Annotated in this window: 13 protein-coding genes and 1 pseudogene; 4 read left to right on the forward strand and 10 right to left on the reverse strand. The window is 54.5% G+C overall.

The genetic code is table 11. From position 1 onward, the window contains the following. Positions 1–6 precede the first annotated feature (6 nt). Together glpG and glpE are read right to left on the reverse strand one after the other, a co-directional pair. Positions 7–840: a rhomboid family intramembrane serine protease GlpG gene (glpG, locus tag OGX97_RS13095; RefSeq protein WP_032945236.1), complete on the reverse strand. Its 834-nt coding sequence runs from the start codon at positions 838–840 to the stop codon at positions 7–9. A gap of 75 nt (positions 841–915) precedes the next feature. Further along, complete coding sequence (gene glpE, locus OGX97_RS13100; RefSeq protein WP_003827629.1) at positions 916–1,242, reverse strand: thiosulfate sulfurtransferase GlpE; 327 nt, start codon at positions 1,240–1,242, stop codon at positions 916–918. Positions 1,243–1,440: 198 nt separating this feature from the next. Between glpE and glpD the strand changes: the two genes are divergently transcribed. After that, on the forward strand, positions 1,441–2,949 hold the full coding sequence (glpD, locus tag OGX97_RS13105; RefSeq protein WP_235126323.1) for a glycerol-3-phosphate dehydrogenase: 1,509 nt from the start codon (positions 1,441–1,443) through the stop codon (positions 2,947–2,949). Positions 2,950–3,039: 90 nt separating this feature from the next. Here glpD and glgP read toward each other — a convergent pair whose 3' ends face one another. The 6 genes from glgP to asd form a co-directional block, all read right to left on the reverse strand. After that, a complete protein-coding gene (gene glgP / locus OGX97_RS13110; protein WP_003827624.1) occupies positions 3,040–5,487 on the reverse strand; it encodes a glycogen phosphorylase in 2,448 nt (815 codons plus the stop codon). Between the two features lie 19 nt (positions 5,488–5,506). Further along, entirely contained in the window at positions 5,507–6,940 is a 1,434-nt protein-coding gene (gene glgA / locus OGX97_RS13115) for a glycogen synthase GlgA (protein WP_003827622.1), read from the reverse strand. Continuing rightward, positions 6,940–8,235 carry a glucose-1-phosphate adenylyltransferase gene (glgC, locus tag OGX97_RS13120; protein ID WP_003827621.1) on the reverse strand — a complete coding sequence of 432 codons (1,296 nt, stop codon included), beginning with the start codon at positions 8,233–8,235 and terminating at the stop codon, positions 6,940–6,942. Before glgC ends, glgA begins: the two co-directional genes overlap by 1 nt. A gap of 14 nt (positions 8,236–8,249) precedes the next feature. Continuing rightward, positions 8,250–10,226, reverse strand: a complete 1,977-nt coding sequence (gene glgX, locus OGX97_RS13125; RefSeq protein ID WP_279850873.1) for a glycogen debranching protein GlgX — start codon at positions 10,224–10,226, stop codon at positions 8,250–8,252. Next, complete coding sequence (gene glgB / locus OGX97_RS13130; RefSeq protein WP_279850872.1) at positions 10,226–12,409, reverse strand: 1,4-alpha-glucan branching enzyme; 2,184 nt, start codon at positions 12,407–12,409, stop codon at positions 10,226–10,228. The genes glgX and glgB overlap by 1 nt, the downstream gene beginning before the upstream one ends. Before the next feature lie 273 nt (positions 12,410–12,682). Beyond that, positions 12,683–13,789 carry an aspartate-semialdehyde dehydrogenase gene (gene asd / locus OGX97_RS13135; RefSeq protein WP_279850871.1) on the reverse strand — a complete coding sequence of 369 codons (1,107 nt, stop codon included), beginning with the start codon at positions 13,787–13,789 and terminating at the stop codon, positions 12,683–12,685. Positions 13,790–13,979: 190 nt separating this feature from the next. Here asd and yhgN point away from each other — a divergent pair, with 190 nt between their 5' ends. From yhgN to OGX97_RS13150, 3 genes and pseudogenes are all read left to right on the forward strand, one after another. After that, on the forward strand, positions 13,980–14,573 hold the full coding sequence (yhgN, locus tag OGX97_RS13140; RefSeq protein ID WP_003023480.1) for an NAAT family transporter YhgN: 594 nt from the start codon (positions 13,980–13,982) through the stop codon (positions 14,571–14,573). Between the two features lie 1,032 nt (positions 14,574–15,605). Further along, complete coding sequence (locus OGX97_RS13145; protein WP_111464609.1) at positions 15,606–16,052, forward strand: hypothetical protein; 447 nt, start codon at positions 15,606–15,608, stop codon at positions 16,050–16,052. After that, a pseudogene (locus tag OGX97_RS13150) lies at positions 16,046–16,225 on the forward strand (MarC family protein); the annotation flags it as partial. The gene OGX97_RS13145 and the pseudogene OGX97_RS13150, both read left to right, overlap by 7 nt. On the opposite strand, the gene gntU reads toward OGX97_RS13150, so the two are convergent. Further along, the gene (gntU, locus tag OGX97_RS13155; RefSeq protein WP_003827609.1) at positions 16,148–17,488 is read right to left on the reverse strand and encodes a gluconate transporter; all 1,341 of its coding nucleotides are present in this window, start codon (positions 17,486–17,488) and stop codon (positions 16,148–16,150) included. The pseudogene OGX97_RS13150 and the gene gntU overlap by 78 nt on opposite strands. Next, positions 17,488–18,018 (reverse strand): gluconokinase, encoded by a 531-nt coding sequence (gene gntK, locus OGX97_RS13160; RefSeq protein WP_003023475.1) that lies wholly within the window; start codon positions 18,016–18,018, stop codon positions 17,488–17,490. The genes gntU and gntK overlap by 1 nt, the downstream gene beginning before the upstream one ends. Positions 18,019–18,086: the final 68 nt, after the last annotated feature.

The following is an 18,086-nucleotide window of genomic DNA, read 5'->3' on the forward strand; positions in this document are numbered from 1 at the left end:
TCCGGCCTACAAAGTTCGTTTCCGCACATTCATCGTATCGGCAAACGCCATTGCCAGACCCACGGCCAATCCGGCGATATGAGCACCATTCGCCATCGACATGCCGAATAGATCAAACCAGCCGGCAACAATCCAGATCAAAGCAAAGATAATCAAACCACGCTGCAGGAAAATACCGCTTTGCGGATCGCGCTCGCCACGCAACCACACGTAGCCCATCAGCGCATATACCACGCCAGACAGTCCACCAAACCACGGGCCGCTAAATTTCTGCTGAACATAGCCGCTCAACAGGGCGCTGATCACGGTAATAACAATCAGTTTTCCACTGCCCAGACGCTTTTCAACCGCACCGCCGAGATACCACCACCACAACAGGTTGAACAGAATATGCATCAGCGAGAAGTGCATAAAAGCGTGGGTGAAATAACGCCAGAATTCAAATTTCAGCGAAGGGTCAAACGGCCATGCCAGCCAGAGCATCACCGCCTGGTCGCCCAGCACGTTCATCGCGATAAACACCAGCACACACGCGGCCATCACCAACCAGGTTACCGGGCCTGCGCGTTCGCGCAATGTGGCCAGGAACGGATAACGCTGGTAGTGCAGACCGCTGTCGGTCTGACCCGACTGCCAGCTTGCCGCGAGGTAGCGCGGATCGCCCGGATTCTCCAGAAATCTCGCCAGTTCAGCATGCACGCGCTCGGCCTGGGACTCATCCGCCAGCCAGACATCCGTTTGCTGATGTTGTTGAATCGTCAGGATAACGCCCTGTGTCGCCATATAATCAACAAATGCCTGCGCCACGCGGGGGTTAGCAAAAGAGGTAATCATCAACATGGTTGCTGTCGCTTCATCCACACAAAAGAGGACAGTATATATATCCTACCCGTTTCAGGCTGCATCTTTGTTAGCTTACGAACCGTATGCCACTTCTGCCGGAAAATGTCGATGCCAGGCGTCGAAGCCGCCGTCAACGCTGTAAACCGCGTCATAACCCTGCTGAAGAAGATATTGCGCCGCACCTTTACTGCTGTTGCCGTGATAACACATCACCAACACGGCGGTGTCGAAATCATGCTCGCGCATAAATGACCCCAGCGTGTCGTTCGTCAGATGAAACGCCTGCGGGGCATGACCCATGGCATAGCTTTGCGGATCACGGATATCCACTAACACCGCGCTCCCCTGATGCAGCTTCTGATGCGCTTCTTCGACATTAATACATTCAAACTGATCCATTGCTCTCTCTTCTTTATATGGCAGGTGACGCTTTTCAGACATGTTACTGCTTAGTGTACGTCCCGACGGCAGTTAAACGCCATAATGTTATATGTATCACTGTAAATTGTTTATCCGATGTTACCAATGGCGCGATTCTTTGCTATTATGCTCGATAACGAACATTAATGAGCTATAACGAAAGTGCGAGAGGCCAGCATGGAAACCAAAGATCTGATTGTGATAGGTGGAGGCATCAACGGTGCCGGTATCGCGGCAGATGCCGCTGGACGCGGTTTATCCGTGCTGATGCTGGAAGCGCAGGATTTAGCCTGCGCCACCTCTTCCGCTAGCTCCAAACTCATCCACGGTGGCCTGCGCTACCTGGAACACTACGAATTTCGTCTGGTAAGCGAAGCGCTGGCCGAACGTGAAGTGCTGTTGAAAATGGCACCGCATATCGCCTTCCCGATGCGCTTTCGCCTGCCCCATCGCCCGCACCTGCGTCCGGCGTGGATGATCCGCATTGGTTTGTTTATGTACGATCATCTGGGCAAACGCACCAGTTTGCCAAGCTCTACCGGTTTGCGTTTTGGCGCGGATTCCGTAATGAAACCTGAGATTGTGCGCGGTTTCGAATATTCTGACTGCTGGGTAGACGATGCGCGACTGGTTTTGGCAAACGCCCAAATGGTTGTACGTAAAGGCGGAGAAGTATTAACCCGCACTCGCGCCACTTCTGCTCGCCGTGAAAACGGTTTGTGGATTGTTGAAGCTGAAGATATCGATACCGGCAAAAAATACACCTGGCAGGCGCGTGGCCTGGTCAACGCCACCGGTCCGTGGGTAAAAGAGTTCTTCGACGACGGTATGCACCTGCCATCACCGTACGGCATTCGCCTGATTAAAGGCAGCCACATCGTAGTGCCGCGCGTACATACCCAGAAGCAAGCTTATATTCTGCAAAACGAAGATAAGCGTATTGTGTTTGTTATCCCATGGATGGACGAATTCTCGATCATCGGGACGACAGACGTTGAATACAAAGGCGATCCGAAAGCAGTGAAAATTGATGAAAGCGAGATCAATTATCTGCTGAAGGTCTACAACGCGCACTTTAAGAAGCCGCTGGGCCGTGATGATATCGTCTGGACTTACTCAGGCGTGCGTCCGCTGTGCGATGACGAGTCTGACTCACCGCAGGCGATCACCCGTGATTACACGCTGGATATCCACGACGAAAACGGCAAAGCGCCGTTGCTGTCGGTCTTTGGCGGTAAGCTGACCACCTATCGTAAGCTGGCTGAGCACGCGATGGAAAAACTGGCATCGTACTACCAGGGAATTGGTCCGGCATGGACGAAAGAGTGCATTCTGCCAGGCGGTGACATTGGCGGCGATCGCGAAGATTACGCGGCCAAACTGCGCCGTCGCTACCCGTTTCTGACCGAGTCGCTGGCACGCCATTATTCTCGCACATACGGCAGCAACACCGAATGGGTTATCGGCGAAGCCACCTCGCTTGCCGAGTTAGGTGAAGACTTTGGCCATGAGTTTTATGAGGCCGAGCTGAAATATCTGGTCGATCATGAATGGGTTCGTCGTGCGGAAGATGCGTTGTGGCGTCGCACGAAAGAAGGTATGTGGCTGAATGCTGAGCAGCAGTCGCGTATGACCCAGTGGCTGGCGGAGTACATTGAAAAACACCAGCTGTCGCTGGCGTCCTGATAAAAATGCCGGATGCGGCTAGCGCCTTATCCGGCCTACAAGAGTGCATAAACGTAGGCCGGGCAAGCGAAGCGCCCCCGGCATCGTGTGTTACAACCGCACCGAATCGATATGCCAGATGTTTTCGGCGTACTCTTTGATCGTCCTGTCCGACGAGAAGTACCCCATGTTGGCGATATTAATCATCGACTTGGTGGTCCACTCTTCCGGGTGACGATACAGTTCATCAACCTTATCCTGGCAATCAACGTAGCTGCGATAATCCGCCAGAACCTGATAGTGGTCGCCAAAGTTAATCAGCGAATCCACCAGGTCGCGATAGCGTCCCGGCTCCTCAGGGCTGAATACGCCGCTGCCGATCTGCGTCAGCACCTGGTGCAGCTCTTCGTCTTTCTCGTAATACTCACGCGGCTTGTAGCCCTGGCTGCGTAAAGCCTCGACCTCTTCCGCCGTATTACCAAAGATAAAGATATTTTCTGCGCCCACATGCTCCAGCATCTCAACGTTGGCACCGTCCAGCGTCCCGATGGTCAGCGCACCGTTAAGAGCAAATTTCATATTACTGGTACCGGAGGCTTCGGTCCCGGCCAGAGAAATCTGTTCAGAAAGGTCGGCGGCAGGAATAATCACCTGCGCCAGGCTGACGCTGTAGTTGGGGATAAACACCACTTTCAGCTTGTCGCCAATTTGCGGATCGTTGTTGATCACTTTGGCGACGTCGTTGATCAGGTGAATGATGTGTTTCGCCATGTAATAAGCCGAAGCCGCTTTACCGGCGAAGATATTCACACGCGGTACCCACTCAGCATCAGGATCGGCCTTAATGCGATTGTAGCGGGTGATCACATGCAGCACGTTCATCAACTGGCGTTTGTATTCGTGAATACGCTTGATCTGCACATCAAACAGCGATTTCGGGTTCACCACCACGTTCAGCTGCTGGGCAATGAGCGTGGCCAGACGCTTTTTGTTCTCCAGCTTCGCGCGGCGCACCGCCTGATTTACCAGTGGGTAATCGCAGTGCTGTTCAAGCTCACTGAGCTGGCTGAGATCGGTTCGCCAGGTGCGGCCAATGTTCTCATCCAGCACTTCAGAGAGCGACGGGTTGGCCAGCGCCAGCCAGCGACGCGGCGTCACGCCGTTGGTGACGTTGCAGAAGCGAGTCGGGAAAATCTTCGCAAAATCAGCAAACAGCGACTGCACCATCAGGTTGGAGTGCAATTCAGAAACGCCGTTTACCTTGTGGCTCACCACCACCGCCAGCCATGCCATACGCACGCGACGGCCGTTAGACTCATCGATAATCGACGTCCGCCCCAGCAGAGCGGTATCGTTCGGATACTGTTCCTGCAACGTCTTCAGGAAGTAGTCGTTGATCTCAAAGATGATTTGCAGATGGCGCGGCAAAATTTTGCCCAGCATATCGACGGGCCAAGTCTCCAGCGCTTCGCTCATCAAAGTGTGGTTGGTATACGAGAAGACCTGACAGCAGACCTCAAACGCATCATCCCAGCTGAACTTATGCTCATCGATCAGCAGTCGCATCAGCTCAGGGATCGACAGCACCGGATGGGTGTCGTTGAGGTGAATGGCGATTTTATCCGCCAGGTTGTCGTAGGTTTTGTGCAGCTGGTAATGACGACTCAGAATGTCCTGCACCGTGGAGGAGACCAGGAAATACTCCTGGCGCAACCGCAGTTCGCGTCCTGAATAGGTGGAGTCGTCCGGGTACAGTACGCGGGAGACGTTCTCGGAGTGGTTTTTATCTTCCACCGCCGCAAAGTAGTCGCCCTGGTTAAATTTACCGAGATTAATCTCGCTACTGGCCTGGGCATTCCACAGGCGCAGCGTGTTGGTGGCGTCGGTGTCGTAGCCGGGGATAATCTGGTCGTAGGCGACTGCGAGGATCTCTTCGGTTTCTATCCAGCGCGTTTTCTTACCTTCCTGCTGAATGCGCCCGCCAAAACGCACTTTGTAGCGCGTGTTGTGGCGTTTGAATTCCCACGGGTTACCGTATTCCAGCCAGTAGTCAGGCGACTCTTTCTGGCGGCCATCAACAATGTTCTGCTTGAACATGCCGTAGTCATAACGAATACCGTAACCGCGTCCCGGCAATCCCAGCGTTGCCAGAGAGTCCAGGAAGCAGGCCGCCAGACGCCCGAGACCGCCATTGCCAAGACCCGGGTCGTTTTCTTCGTCGATCAGATCTTCAAGATCCAACCCCATACCTTCCAGCGCATTTTTGACATCGTCATAAATGCCCAGCGATAACAGTGCATTGGAAAGCGTGCGGCCAATCAGAAACTCCATAGACAAGTAATAGACCTGACGAGTTTCCTGAGATAATTGCGCACGGTTAGAACGCAGCCAGCGCTCCACGAGACGGTCGCGCACCGCGAACAACGTGGCGTTCAGCCACTCATGTTTATTGGCAATGACCGGGTCCTTACCAATCGTGAACATCAGCTTATAGGCAATAGAATGCTTAAGTGCCTCTACGCTGAGTGTGGGCGATGCATAAGTAAATGGAGCATTCATATAGGTGATTCCTGGATATCTATTTCAAGCGATAGTAAAGCTCACGGTATGACTTCGCCGCGACTTGCCAGCTAAAATCCATGGTCATGGCCTGACGTTGTACAAACCGCCAAAGCGAAGGCCGGGACCACAATACGAAAGCACGCCGGATCGCGCGTAACAGCGACCAGGCATTACTATCTTCAAATACAAACCCACTGGCGATACCGTCCGCCAGGTTTTCCAGCGAACTGTCAGAGACTGTATCAGCCAGCCCACCGGTGCGCCGCACCAGCGGCAGCGTGCCGTACTTCAGTCCATACAACTGCGTTAAGCCACACGGCTCAAAACGGCTGGGGACCAATATCACATCGGCCCCACCCATGATGCGGTGCGAGAAGGCTTCGTGATAGCCGATCTGCACACCCACCTGCCCTGGATGTTCCGCCGCTGCGGCGAGGAATCCTTCCTGTAATACCGGATCGCCCGCGCCTAGCAATGCCAGCTGTCCACCCTGCTCTAACAACCCCGGCAGCGCTTCCAGCACCAGATCCAGCCCTTTTTGACTGGTCAGACGGCTCACCACGGCAAACAACGGTACTTTATCGTTGACCTTAAGTCCCATCGCTATCTGAAGCTGACGTTTGTTTTCTGCCTTCTCCTCCAGCGTGTCGCGCGTATATCGCGATGCCAGCAGGAGATCGGTTTCCGGGCTCCAGATTTTTTCATCAACGCCGTTCAGCACGCCGGAAAGACGGCCTTCACGATGACGCTGCTGCAACAGACCTTCCATGCCGTAGGCAAACTGCGGCTCGGTAATTTCCCGCGCGTAGGTCGGACTGACCGCCGTAATGTGGTCGGCGTAGTACAATCCTGCCTTCAAAAACGAAATCTGCCCGTTAAACTCCAGTCCGTGCACATTAAAGAACGACCATGGCAATTGGATGTCATCCATATGCTTTGCATAAAACATGCCTTGATACGCCAGGTTGTGGACGGTGAACACCGATTTCGCCGGATGGCCGCGCGCCGCCAGATACGCCGGGGCCAGACCCGCATGCCAGTCGTGCGCATGCACCACATCCGGGCGCCAGAATGGGTCAAGGCCACAGGCCATTTCACAGCCAACCCAGCCCAGCAATGCAAAACGCTGCACGTTATCGGTATACGCAAACAGGTTAGTGTCGTGATACGGGCTACCGGGGCGGTCATAGAGATGCGGCGCGTCAATCAGGTAAATACCCACGCCGTTGAAATGCCCGAACAGCAGCGTGATACGTCCGGCGAAGGTATCCCGACGCGTTACAACCTGCGCATCGGGAATGCCGCGACGAATATCAGGAAACGCCGGGAGCAGCACGCGGGCATCCACGCCGTCCGCTATTTGCGCTGCGGGTAACGCCCCAATAACATCCGCCAGTCCCCCGGTTTTTAACAGGGGGAACATCTCTGAACAAACGTGTAAAACCTGCATTATCGCTCCTGTTTGATCTGCAGTTTGCGTAGCATTTCACGCGTGACCAGCACAATACCTTCCTCTGAACGGTAGAAACGACGCGCATCTTCTTCCGCGTTTTCACCAATCACCATGCCTTCGGGAATAACGCAGGCGCGGTCGATAATGCAACGACGTAAGCGGCACGAACGTCCCACCCACACTTCAGGTAACAACACTGCCGAATCAATGTTACAGAATGAATTCACCCGCACTCGCGGGAACAGAACGGACTGCACCACCACCGAACCTGAAATTATGCATCCGCCAGAAACCAGCGAGTTCAGCGTCATTCCGTGGCTGCCGGAACGGTCCTGAACAAATTTCGCCGGTGGCAGCGATTCCATGTGCGTACGGATTGGCCAATCCTGGTCGTACATGTCCAGTTCAGGCGTCACCGAAGCCAGATCGAGGTTCGCCTTCCAGTAGGCTTCCAGCGTACCCACGTCACGCCAGTACGGCTCGGATTCCGGGTCAGACTGCACGCAGGACAACGGGAATGGGTGTGCATACGCCATGCCAGCTTCGGTGATTTTCGGGATAATGTCTTTACCGAAATCGTGACTGGAGTTTTCATCGAGGTCATCTTCCGCCAGCAATTCATACAGGTAATCGGCGTTGAAAACGTAGATCCCCATACTGGCAAGAGATTTGGTCGGGTCACCTGGCATGGCTGGCGGGTTGGCGGGTTTTTCAACGAACTCGATAATTTTATCGGTGTCGTCCACGTCCATTACGCCAAACGCGCTGGCCTCTTCAATAGGCACTGGCATACAGGCCACGGTGCAACGCGCGCCTTTCTCGACGTGGTCGATCAGCATGCGTGAGTAGTCCTGCTTGTAGATATGATCGCCCGCGAGGATCACCACATATTCCGCTTTATAGCGTCGAATGATGTCCAGGTTTTGGGTCACCGCATCCGCCGTACCGCGATACCAGTTTTCACCCTGCATTCTCTGCTGGGCAGGCAGCAGATCGACAAACTCGTTCATCTCTTCGCTAAAGAACGACCAGCCGCGCTGAATATGCTGCACCAGCGTGTGGGACTGGTACTGGGTGATCACGCCAATACGGCGGATCCCGGAGTTAATACAGTTGGATAAGGCAAAATCGATAATGCGGAACTTACCGCCAAAGTGCACAGCAGGTTTGGCACGTTTGTTGGTTAAATCTTTTAAGCGGGTACCGCGGCCACCGGCCAGGATCAGGGCAACAGATTTTAATGGCAGCTGGCGCGCCAACATTACACGATCGTTCTTCTCTAAACTCACCATGACTAACTCCTTTTTTATCTTCTCTGGAACACACACAGTCCGTGCGCAGGTCCCTGCCAGACAGCCGTAAGCACCGGATTATCCTCTCCGGCAAATGGGGGAACGGCGCACCATTCCCCTTCAGGTAAAACGATATCTGTCACCTCAAGCGTGGCATTTATTGCAATCAAAAAACGGTCTGAAAGCAGGATTTGCATCTGCCTCGGGCCGTTTTGCCACTCATCCGCACTTAAGGGTTGTGCGTACTTATTCAGCCAACGAACATTGCCATCGCCCTCTTCCCACCAGCGATCACCCGTTAGTGCAGGAATTTGCTGGCGAAGATGGATCAGGGCAGCGGTAAATGTGGTTAGTCCGCTGTTTGCCTGCTGCCAGTCCAGCCAGGTCAGGGCGTTATCCTGGCAGTAAGCGTTATTGTTGCCGTGCTGGCTATGACCATGCTCATCGCCCGCCAGCAACATCGGCGTCCCCTGGGAGAGCAACAGCGTGGATAACAGCGCATGAATGCTGTCGCGCCGCCGCTCAATCAGGTCCAGCGTGCCGCCTAATCCTTCTTTACCATGATTGTCGCTGTAGTTATTGCTAGTGCCGTCGCGATTTTCCTCACCATTCGCTTCATTGTGCTTATTTGTGAAGCACACACAGTCGCGTAGCGTAAAACCGTCGTGCGCAGTCACCAGATTGACCGTCGCGCTGGGTTTGCGACCATCGCGTTTAAACACGTCGCTTGATGCGGCAAAACGCCCGGCAAACTCACCCAACGAGAGATTACGCTTGAGCCAGAAGCGTCGGGTCGCATCGCGGAAATGGTCATTCCACTCGGCAAACGGCGGGGGGAAATTCCCCACCTGATACCCGCCTTCACCAATATCCCACGGTTCCGCAATCAGCTTAACGCGTGAGAGCAGCGGACAGTTTTGGATCGCGGTAAACAGTGGCGCATCCTGACGAAACGCAGGTGTACGCCCCATGACGGAAGCCAAATCAAAACGAAAACCATCCACATGGCAGGTTTCAACCCAGTAGCGCAGGCATTCACATGCGTATTCCACAACGCCCGGATGGCTCAGATTGAGGGTGTTCCCACAACCGGTCCAGTTGTAGTAATCACCATCGTCCCTGATCCAATAATAGCTACGGTTATCAATTCCGCGCAGCGAGAAGACGGGGCCTTCGAGATCCAGCTCGGCGCTGTGGTTCAAAACGATATCGAGAATGACCTCAATCCCCGCTTTGTGCAGCGTTTTTACCGCGTCGCGAAACTCATCCAACGCGCTCTCCGGCGAGCAGGCGTAAGCCGAATGCAGTGCAAACATCGCTACCGGGTTGTAGCCCCAATAGTTCGACAGCCCCAGCCGCTGAAGCCGTGGTTCGCTGGCAAAATGCGCCACCGGCAGCAGCTCCAGCGCGGTAATGCCGAGGCGCTTGAAGTAATCGATCATCACCGGATGGCCCAGCGCTTTGTAGGTTCCGCGAATCTCTTCCGGCAGGTCTGGATGCAAAAACGTCAACCCTTTGACATGCGCTTCGTAAATCACGGTATTGCCCCACGGCGTGCGCGGCGGGGTATCATCCTCCCAGTCATATTGATCGGACACCACCACGCCCTTCAGCGCGATGGTGGCATTATCATGATGATCCGGTTCATTTAGCCCACCGTGCAGCAGCGGGTTATCTTTTAACTCGCCATCCACCCGACGGGCGCAAGGGTCAAGCAGCAGCTTGGCCGCATTAAACCGGTGGCCCTGCTGCGGTTGCCATGGGCCATGAACACGATAGCCATAGCGCAGACCGGGCCGGGCGTTGGCCAGATAGCCGTGCCAGACATCACCGCTACGCCCCGGCAGGTCATAGCGAAGTTCGCACCCTTGCTCATCGAATACGCATAATTCAACGCGTTCAGCGTGGGCAGAGAAGAGTGTGAAATTGACACCATGGCCGTCATACGTTGCACCATGGGGGGTGGCGTTGCCGGTTGCCAGTTGCGTCATTACCCCTCCCGGACCAGCCAAATCGTTGCCAACGGCGGTAACGTGAGGCTCAGTGAGTGCTGACGACCATGGCTGGCGATTTCATCGCTGTGCACCGCACCGCCGTTGCCGGTATTGCTACCGTGGTAATGCATCGAGTCGGTATTGAGGATCTCACGCCATTTGCCTGGCTGATTGATACCGAAGCGATAGCCGTGGCGGGGCACAGGCGTAAAGTTACTGACCACGATGATTTCATTGCCGACCTTGTCACGACGCACGAAAGCCAGCACCGAACGTTCGTTGTCATCTACCACCAGCCACTCAAAGCCATAGGCGTCAAAGTCGAGCTCGTGCAGCGCTTTGTGATGACGGTAGGTGTGGTTCAGATCGCGCACCAGACGCTGTACGCCGTGGTGCCAGTTATCGCCACCTTCCAGCAGGTGCCAGTCGAGGCTGGCGTCATGGTTCCATTCACGTCCCTGCGCAAACTCGTTGCCCATAAACAGCAGCTTTTTGCCCGGGAAGGCCCACATCCAGCCGTAATAGGCGCGCAGGTTGGCAAACTTCTGCCATGTGTCTCCCGGCATGCGGTCGAGAATGGATTTTTTACCGTGTACCACTTCATCATGCGACAGCGGCAGGACAAAGTTTTCGGTGTAGTTGTACAGCATGCCGAAGGTCAGCTTGTCGTGATGGTACTGACGATGAATCGGGTCCAGCTTCATGTAGTCCAGCGTGTCGTGCATCCAGCCGAGGTTCCACTTATACCAGAACCCTAAACCGCCCATATCCTGTGGTCTTGAAACGCCGGCAAAGTCGGTGGACTCTTCCGCCATACTCACCGCACCAGGCACCTGCTCGCCAAGAATGCGGTTGGTATTGCGCAAAAATTCAATGGCTTCGAGGTTTTCACGACCACCAAATTCGTTTGGGATCCATTCCCCTTCTTTGCGGCTGTAGTCGCGATAAATCATCGACGCCACGGCATCCACGCGCAACGCGTCAATACCAAAGCGTTCAATCCAGTACAGGGCGTTGCCCACCAGGTAGTTGCTGACTTCACGGCGACCATAGTTGTAGATCAGCGTGTTCCAGTCCTGGTGATACCCTTCGCGCGGGTCGCTGTGCTCATACAGGTTGGTGCCATCAAACTCTGCCAAACCAAAGTCGTCCGACGGGAAATGACCCGGCACCCAGTCGAGAATGACGTTCAGCCCCGCCTGATGCGCGGCATTCACGAAATAGCGGAAATCATCGCGCGTCCCGAAGCGACGGGTCGGCGCATACATACCGGTAGGCTGGTAGCCCCAGCTACCGTCGAACGGATGCTCGTTAATCGGCAACAGTTCGAGATGAGTAAAGCCCATCCACTTAGCGTACGGCACTAACTGATCCGCCAGTTCGCGGTAGCTCAGCCAGAAGTTGTTATCGGTATGACGACGCCATGAGCCCAGGTGCACTTCATAGATAGAGATCGGTGCATCAAACTGGTTGGCTTTTTTGCGCGCCTCGCTTTGCACTACTTTTTCCGGCAGACCACAGATAAGCGACGCGGTTTCCGGACGCATTTGCGCTTCGAAGGCGTAAGGGTCCGCTTTGATTCGCAGCTTACCGTTGGCATCGATCATCTCGTATTTATACAGCTGACCATGCTGCGCGCCGGGGATAAACAGCTCCCAGATACCGCTTTCTTTGCGCAGGCGCATTGGGTGGCGACGACCATCCCAGTAGTTGAACTGCCCAACCACTGACACGCGTTGAGCGTTAGGCGCCCAGACTGAGAAGCGCGTACCGGTTACGCCATCCATGGTATCCGCATGCGCACCCAGCGTTTCGTAAGGTCGCAGATGCGTACCTTCAGATAACAGCCAGGCATCCATATCCTGGATCAGCGGGCCAAAACGATAAGGGTCATCAATCAGATTCTGCTGTCCATGCCAGACAACGGCCAACTGATAGCGAAAGAAATTTTTACGGCGGGGAAGTACTGCACAGAAAAAACCGCGAGAGTCGAGGCAATCCAGCTTGCCGACTTTGCGTCCGGTTTTGGGTTCGATTACCCACACTTCGGTGGCGTCAGGTAATAGGGCGCGGACTTCAAGTCCAGCATCAGTTTGGTGCATACCGAGTACGGAAAAAGGATCCGCAAAATGGCCTGCAATTAGCGCATTAATCACGTCTCTATCGATACGAACGGACATGGTTGTCATCCTGTTTTATGGCGTCACCCCTTCCAACTGATTTTCGACATCAGGTAGTGACACTTTTTTTGACCTGAACGGCGCAGCACAATTGTGCATCCTCTCTGCGTCGTCCCACCTTCAGGCAACAACTTAATACCTCCGGTACTAAGTCACCCTTAAAGAATAGCCAATGCTTTATCTTACTCCTGGTAAAAAATGAAACATCTGCGCTTACTCCTGTATTACGCAAAAAAAGGGGTGATTCCTCACCCCTTGATCGTTAACAAACTATTACGCCAATTGGCGCAGCATACGGCGCAATGGCTCCGCAGCCCCCCACAGCAACTGGTCGCCCACAGTAAAGGCTGACAGGAACTCCGGTCCCATGTTCAGCTTACGCAGACGGCCTACTGGCGTGGTCAGCGTGCCGGTAACGGCCGCCGGGGTTAACTCACGCATGGTGATATCCCGATCGTTTGGTACAACTTTGGCCCACGGATTGTGCGCCGCCAGCAGTTCTTCCACGGTCGGAATAGACACATCTTTTTTCAGTTTAATGGTGAACGCCTGGCTGTGGCAGCGCAGCGCGCCGACGCGCACGCACAGACCATCAACCGGGATCACGGAAGACGTGTTGAGAATTTTGTTGGTTTCCGCCTGTCCCTTCCACTCTTCGCGGCTCTGACCGTTATCGAGCTGTTTGTCGATCCACGGAATCAGGCTACCGGCCAGCGGTACGCCAAAGTTATCAACCGGCAGTTCGCCGCTGCGGGACAGGGTCGTTACTTTACGTTCGATGTCGAGAATAGCAGAGGAAGGGGTCGCCAGTTCCTCGGCCACATGGCCATACAGATGACCCATCTGAGACAGCAGTTCACGCATATGGCGCGCGCCGCCGCCGGAAGCCGCCTGATAGGTCGCTACGGAAACCCAGTCAATCAGGTCATTGGCAAACAGGCCACCGAGGGACATCAGCATCAGGCTAACGGTACAGTTGCCGCCGACAAAGGTCTTAATGCCTTTGTTCAGGCCGTCGGTGATGACATCCTGGTTAACCGGATCGAGAATAATGATGGCATCGTCTTTCATACGCAGCGAAGAGGCTGCGTCAATCCAGTAACCCTGCCAACCGCTTTCACGAAGCTTTGGATAGATTTCGTTGGTATAATCGCCGCCCTGACAGGTCACGATGATATCGAGCGCCTTCAGCGCATCCAGATCAAAAGCGTCCTGAAGTGTGCCGGTCGCGGTGCCACCGAACGTCGGTGCCGCCTGCCCAAGCTGGGAAGTAGAAAAGAAAACAGGGCGAATGGCGTCGAAGTCACGCTCCTCAACCATGCGTTGCATGAGAACAGAGCCGACCATACCGCGCCAGCCGATAAAACCAACATTTTTCATAGCGTTTTTTCCTGCAGAGATGTGTGCTGTGTATGCTAACCAGTATCCTACTGGCCTATCCTTCACCATACAAAAAGCAGCCAAAGTCGCAAGTGAAATTAATCAATGATAGCGAAGCCATCAGTAATGCGACTTATCCCGCTGCGCAAGCAAGCAGAAAGTCCGCGGTAATTATCAGGGAATTTGAGTTATGAATGAAATCATTTCAGCGGCAGTTTTATTGATCCTGATTATGGATCCACTCGGAAACCTGCCCATTTTCATGTCCGTATTGAAACATACCGAACCAAAACGTCGCCGCGCGATTATGATTCGCGAGCTGTTTATTGCGCTGTTGGTGATGCTGATATTCCTGTTTGCGGGCGAGAAAATTCTGGCATTTCTTAACCTGCGTGCAGAAACCGTATCGATCTCCGGGGGCATCATTCTGTTCCTGATCGCCATTAAGATGATTTTCCCCAGCGCCACCGGGAATAGCACCGGGCTTCCGGCTGGTGAAGAGCCATTTATCGTACCGCTGGCGATTCCGCTGGTCGCCGGTCCGACAATCCTGGCCTCATTAATGCTGTTGTCGCATCAGTATCCAAACCAGATGGGGCATCTGGTGATTGCGCTGCTGATCGCCTGGGGCGGTACATTCGTGATTTTGCTGCAGTCTTCGCTGTTTTTACGTCTGCTGGGAGAGAAAGGGGTTAACGCGCTGGAGCGCCTGATGGGGCTGATTCTGGTGATGATGGCAACCCAGATGTTCCTCGACGGCGTGCGGATGTGGATGAAGGGGTAACCGTTTTGAAGCTGGAGAGCATGGCATTTCAGAGAACGATTCCGTTCACGTTATGTTCATTGCTTCTCTGAGATCTCGTCACCAGTGAACGTGTTAAGGGGGCTACGCAGCCCCCTTAACAATCCCGGCTCCCGGCAGGAAAATTGCCACTTCGTGGTTCCCTCCACTTATTCCTCCAGGCTTCCGGGCCGGGCGCGAGGCAGCGTCCATGCAAAACGCGCCCTGAACCCGCATCCCTGCGGGTTCTCCCGGCCTTACGGAAAGGCGTCGGCAATTTTCAGCCGGACCAGCCCACACCTGACCACCTGACCACCTGAGCTTTTACTTGAATACCTGTGAACAGCAAAACGGATATAGCTGAAAGCCAGAGCGCTGAAGCGACACCCTGGTCCGGCTGAAAATCGATGAGGTGTTGACGGCTGACCGGGTCTGCCCGCAGGGATGCGGGCAGAGGGGACGGCCTGCATGGATGCAGGCTCGGCCCCGGCCCGACAGGCAGACGGAATAAGACGAATAACTCGCGCAGCGACGATTTTCCCGCCGGGAGCCTGGGTTGCAAGGGAGGCGGCGGTGAGCCTCCCTTGCACGTTCACGGGCATCAGCGCTTCAGAGAAATGACACCACTGAGGTGAACGGAACCCTGAGCAATAATCACATGTTCACCCTACATGCTTAACTGAACGGCATTGCACTGTAATACCAGGTATTCCTTATGCTTTTAAACCGCTGAGAAAACGTATTTTCATTTCTGCGAAGCGCCTTCCGGAATACCCTCTTGTCAGCATCGCAGATTAGCATTATCTTCTCGCTGCACCTGCAAAATCAGGTGCCAGGATTGGTCCCCTGATTACCTCATTCGCGATTAAATTCACTTTTGTCGTGCGACCAGCTACACCTCAATGGTGGGCTGGACGGTGGCGTCACAAGACGCACCGGTATCCAATGAGGCCGGTAGGACCAACTCCGTTCAGCCCGCCACCCAAAGGTTGGTCCCTTCGGTGGCGGTAAATTTCACTCATTGGAGGCTGCCCTATGGCTACTACCCCTCTCTTTTCATACTCTTTATTTACCCTTCCCTTTAGCCATGCCACGGACTTCACCGAACTGGCGGATAACTGTGAGCGTTTTGTCGAAGGGCTTGTTGAATGTCATGACCCTGTTGAAAAACTGGCGATTTGTGCGCGCCTGTCGGCCTGTCTGGCACTACTGCAACCAACCTTAACGGAACCTGTACCGCAGCATCTGCAGGCCAGCCTGACGGTAGAAACCTTACCGACCCGCTCTCCCCTCTTTGAACCCGAACCAGATCAGATGGGGCGTTACTGCCAGCTTTTAACGCATTTGCTGATGAGCAAAACGCTTTCTGATGATATGGAGCGGGTGGCGGGTGATTTGCTGCAGGATTTGGTGGATTATTTCGCCGATACGCTAAAAGCGCCGCGATGGTTGAAAACCGAGGATGGGGTGATGGTGCTGTAAAAAAGCCGGGTGGCGGCTTCGCCTTACCCGGCCTACGGTGTCGATATGTGCTCGTTTCCAGGCCCGGTAAGCGCTAGCGCCACCGGGCAATGCCATCAGCTCAACAGCTGAAAAGCAATCATACCGACAATCGCGCCGACCGTACCGAGGATGGTTTCCATCATCGTCCAGGTCTTCAGCGTTTGCGCTTCAGTCGCGCCGGTAAATTTACCGAACAACCAAAAACCAGCGTCGTTAACGTGGCTGACCACGATAGAGCCGCCCGCGATACAGATAGACAGCGCCGCCATCTGGGCACCGGAGTAGTTCAGTTGCTCAATCACCGGCATCACCAGACCGACCGCCGTTAAGCAGGCCACTGTCGCGGACCCCTGAATGATACGCACCGCCGCCGCCAGCACGAAGCAGGTGATAGCGATCGGCAAGCCCATACCGGTTAACGCTTCGCCCAGTGCAGGACCAACGCCGGAATCTACCAGTACCTGTTTGAACACGCCGCCAGCACCAATCACCAGCAGAATAATCCCCGCTGGCTGCAGTGCATGGCCGCAGATTTCCATCACGCGGTCTTTTGGCATGCCCTGGCGCACCGCCAGACCGTAAATCGCCACCAGACAGGCAACCAGAATCGCGGTAAACGGATGACCGATAAACTCGAACCATTCGTAGGTTGAAGAACCGACCGGAACAAAGCGTGCGGCGATGGTTTTCAGACCAACCAGCACCAGCGGCAGCAGGATCAGCGATAAGCTGAAGCCAAAGGAGGGCATTTTGCCTTCGCCCAGATGCGGCTCGGTAATGTCTTCCGGTACGTGCAGCTCAACGTAACGGCTGATGAAGTTACCCCACAGCGGCCCGGCGATAATCATGCCCGGGATCGCGGCGCACAGGCCAATCAGGATCATCCAGCCAAAGTCGGCGTGCATCTGAGAGGCCAGCAGCATCGGCGCAGGCCCCGGCAGCAGGAACGCTGCGGCAGCCGCCACGCCCGCAAACAGCGGAATGACCAACTTAACCAGGTTAGTACCGGTATGGCGCGCCATTGAGAACGCTACGCTAATCAGCAGCACAATCGCCACCTCAAAGAACAGCGGCAGCGCGCAAATCAGACCGGCCAGGCCAATCGCGTAATGTGCGCGGCTATGACCGAAGGATTTCAGCATTTTGACGGCAATCTGATCGACCGCGCCGGTCTCATGCAAAATCTTGCCGAACATCGCCCCCAGCGCCACCACAATCGCCAGGAAACCGAGCGTGCCTCCCATCCCTTTTTCCATGGTCGCCGCGATTTTATCGAGCGGCATACCGGAAAAGAGACCTGCACCAATGGATACCACCATCAAAGCAACGAAGGCGTGCATACGCGCCTTCATCACTAAAAACAGCAGTAATAAAACGGACCCTACTGCTGTTAAAACAAGCGTTAATGTGCTCACTACTTACTGCCTTGGTTAATAACCTCAATGGTGCTGGCGACCACACCGTCCAGTGGTTGATCGATATCGACCACCAGTACATCGTTTTCATTCGCACCCGGTTCTTCCAGCGCTTCAAACTGGGTAACCAGCATCTGCGTTTTGAAGAAGTGGCCTTTACGCGCCTTCAGACGGCTTTCGATAACGTCAAAATCCCCTTTCAGATAAATGAAAGAGAGGTTCGGGTTACCGTCGCGCAACTGGTCGCGGTAGACTTTTTTCAAGGCAGAACAGACGATCAGCGAAACCTTGTTGGTACGCTGCATCGCAAAAGCGGCGTCATTCAGCGCCTGTAGCCACGGTTTACGGTCGTCATCGTTGAGTGGCTCACCGGAAGCCATTTTCATGATGTTGCTGCGCGGATGGAGAAAATCGCCATCAAGAAACGCGGCCTGCAGTTGATGCGCCACTTCGCTGGCGACAGCAGATTTACCGCTGCCCGATACGCCCATCAGAACGTAAACGTGGTGATCATGATTAGTCGTGCTCAAAGCGTTGCCCCCACTGGTACAAGAATCAGGAAATTGTTACGGGTAACTGTTATCGGTAACATTGTCCA

This window comes from Citrobacter sp. Cpo061 (assembly GCF_030332845.1).
Taxonomy (GTDB): domain Bacteria; phylum Pseudomonadota; class Gammaproteobacteria; order Enterobacterales; family Enterobacteriaceae; genus Citrobacter; species Citrobacter portucalensis.

What these genes read in the sequence shown, in the direction of transcription:
- glpG (WP_032945236.1), bottom strand. Translation starts at nt 840, where the DNA reads ATGTTGATGATTACCTCTTTTGCTAACCCCCGCGTGGCGCAGGCATTT.
- glpE (WP_003827629.1), bottom strand. Translation starts at nt 1,242, where the DNA reads ATGGATCAGTTTGAATGTATTAATGTCGAAGAAGCGCATCAGAAGCTG.
- glpD (WP_235126323.1), top strand. Translation starts at nt 1,441, where the DNA reads ATGGAAACCAAAGATCTGATTGTGATAGGTGGAGGCATCAACGGTGCC.
- glgP (WP_003827624.1), bottom strand. Translation starts at nt 5,487, where the DNA reads ATGAATGCTCCATTTACTTATGCATCGCCCACACTCAGCGTAGAGGCA.
- glgA (WP_003827622.1), bottom strand. Translation starts at nt 6,940, where the DNA reads ATGCAGGTTTTACACGTTTGTTCAGAGATGTTCCCCCTGTTAAAAACC.
- glgC (WP_003827621.1), bottom strand. Translation starts at nt 8,235, where the DNA reads ATGGTGAGTTTAGAGAAGAACGATCGTGTAATGTTGGCGCGCCAGCTG.
- glgX (WP_279850873.1), bottom strand. Translation starts at nt 10,226, where the DNA reads ATGACGCAACTGGCAACCGGCAACGCCACCCCCCATGGTGCAACGTAT.
- glgB (WP_279850872.1), bottom strand. Translation starts at nt 12,409, where the DNA reads ATGTCCGTTCGTATCGATAGAGACGTGATTAATGCGCTAATTGCAGGC.
- asd (WP_279850871.1), bottom strand. Translation starts at nt 13,789, where the DNA reads ATGAAAAATGTTGGTTTTATCGGCTGGCGCGGTATGGTCGGCTCTGTT.
- yhgN (WP_003023480.1), top strand. Translation starts at nt 13,980, where the DNA reads ATGAATGAAATCATTTCAGCGGCAGTTTTATTGATCCTGATTATGGAT.
- OGX97_RS13145 (WP_111464609.1), top strand. Translation starts at nt 15,606, where the DNA reads ATGGCTACTACCCCTCTCTTTTCATACTCTTTATTTACCCTTCCCTTT.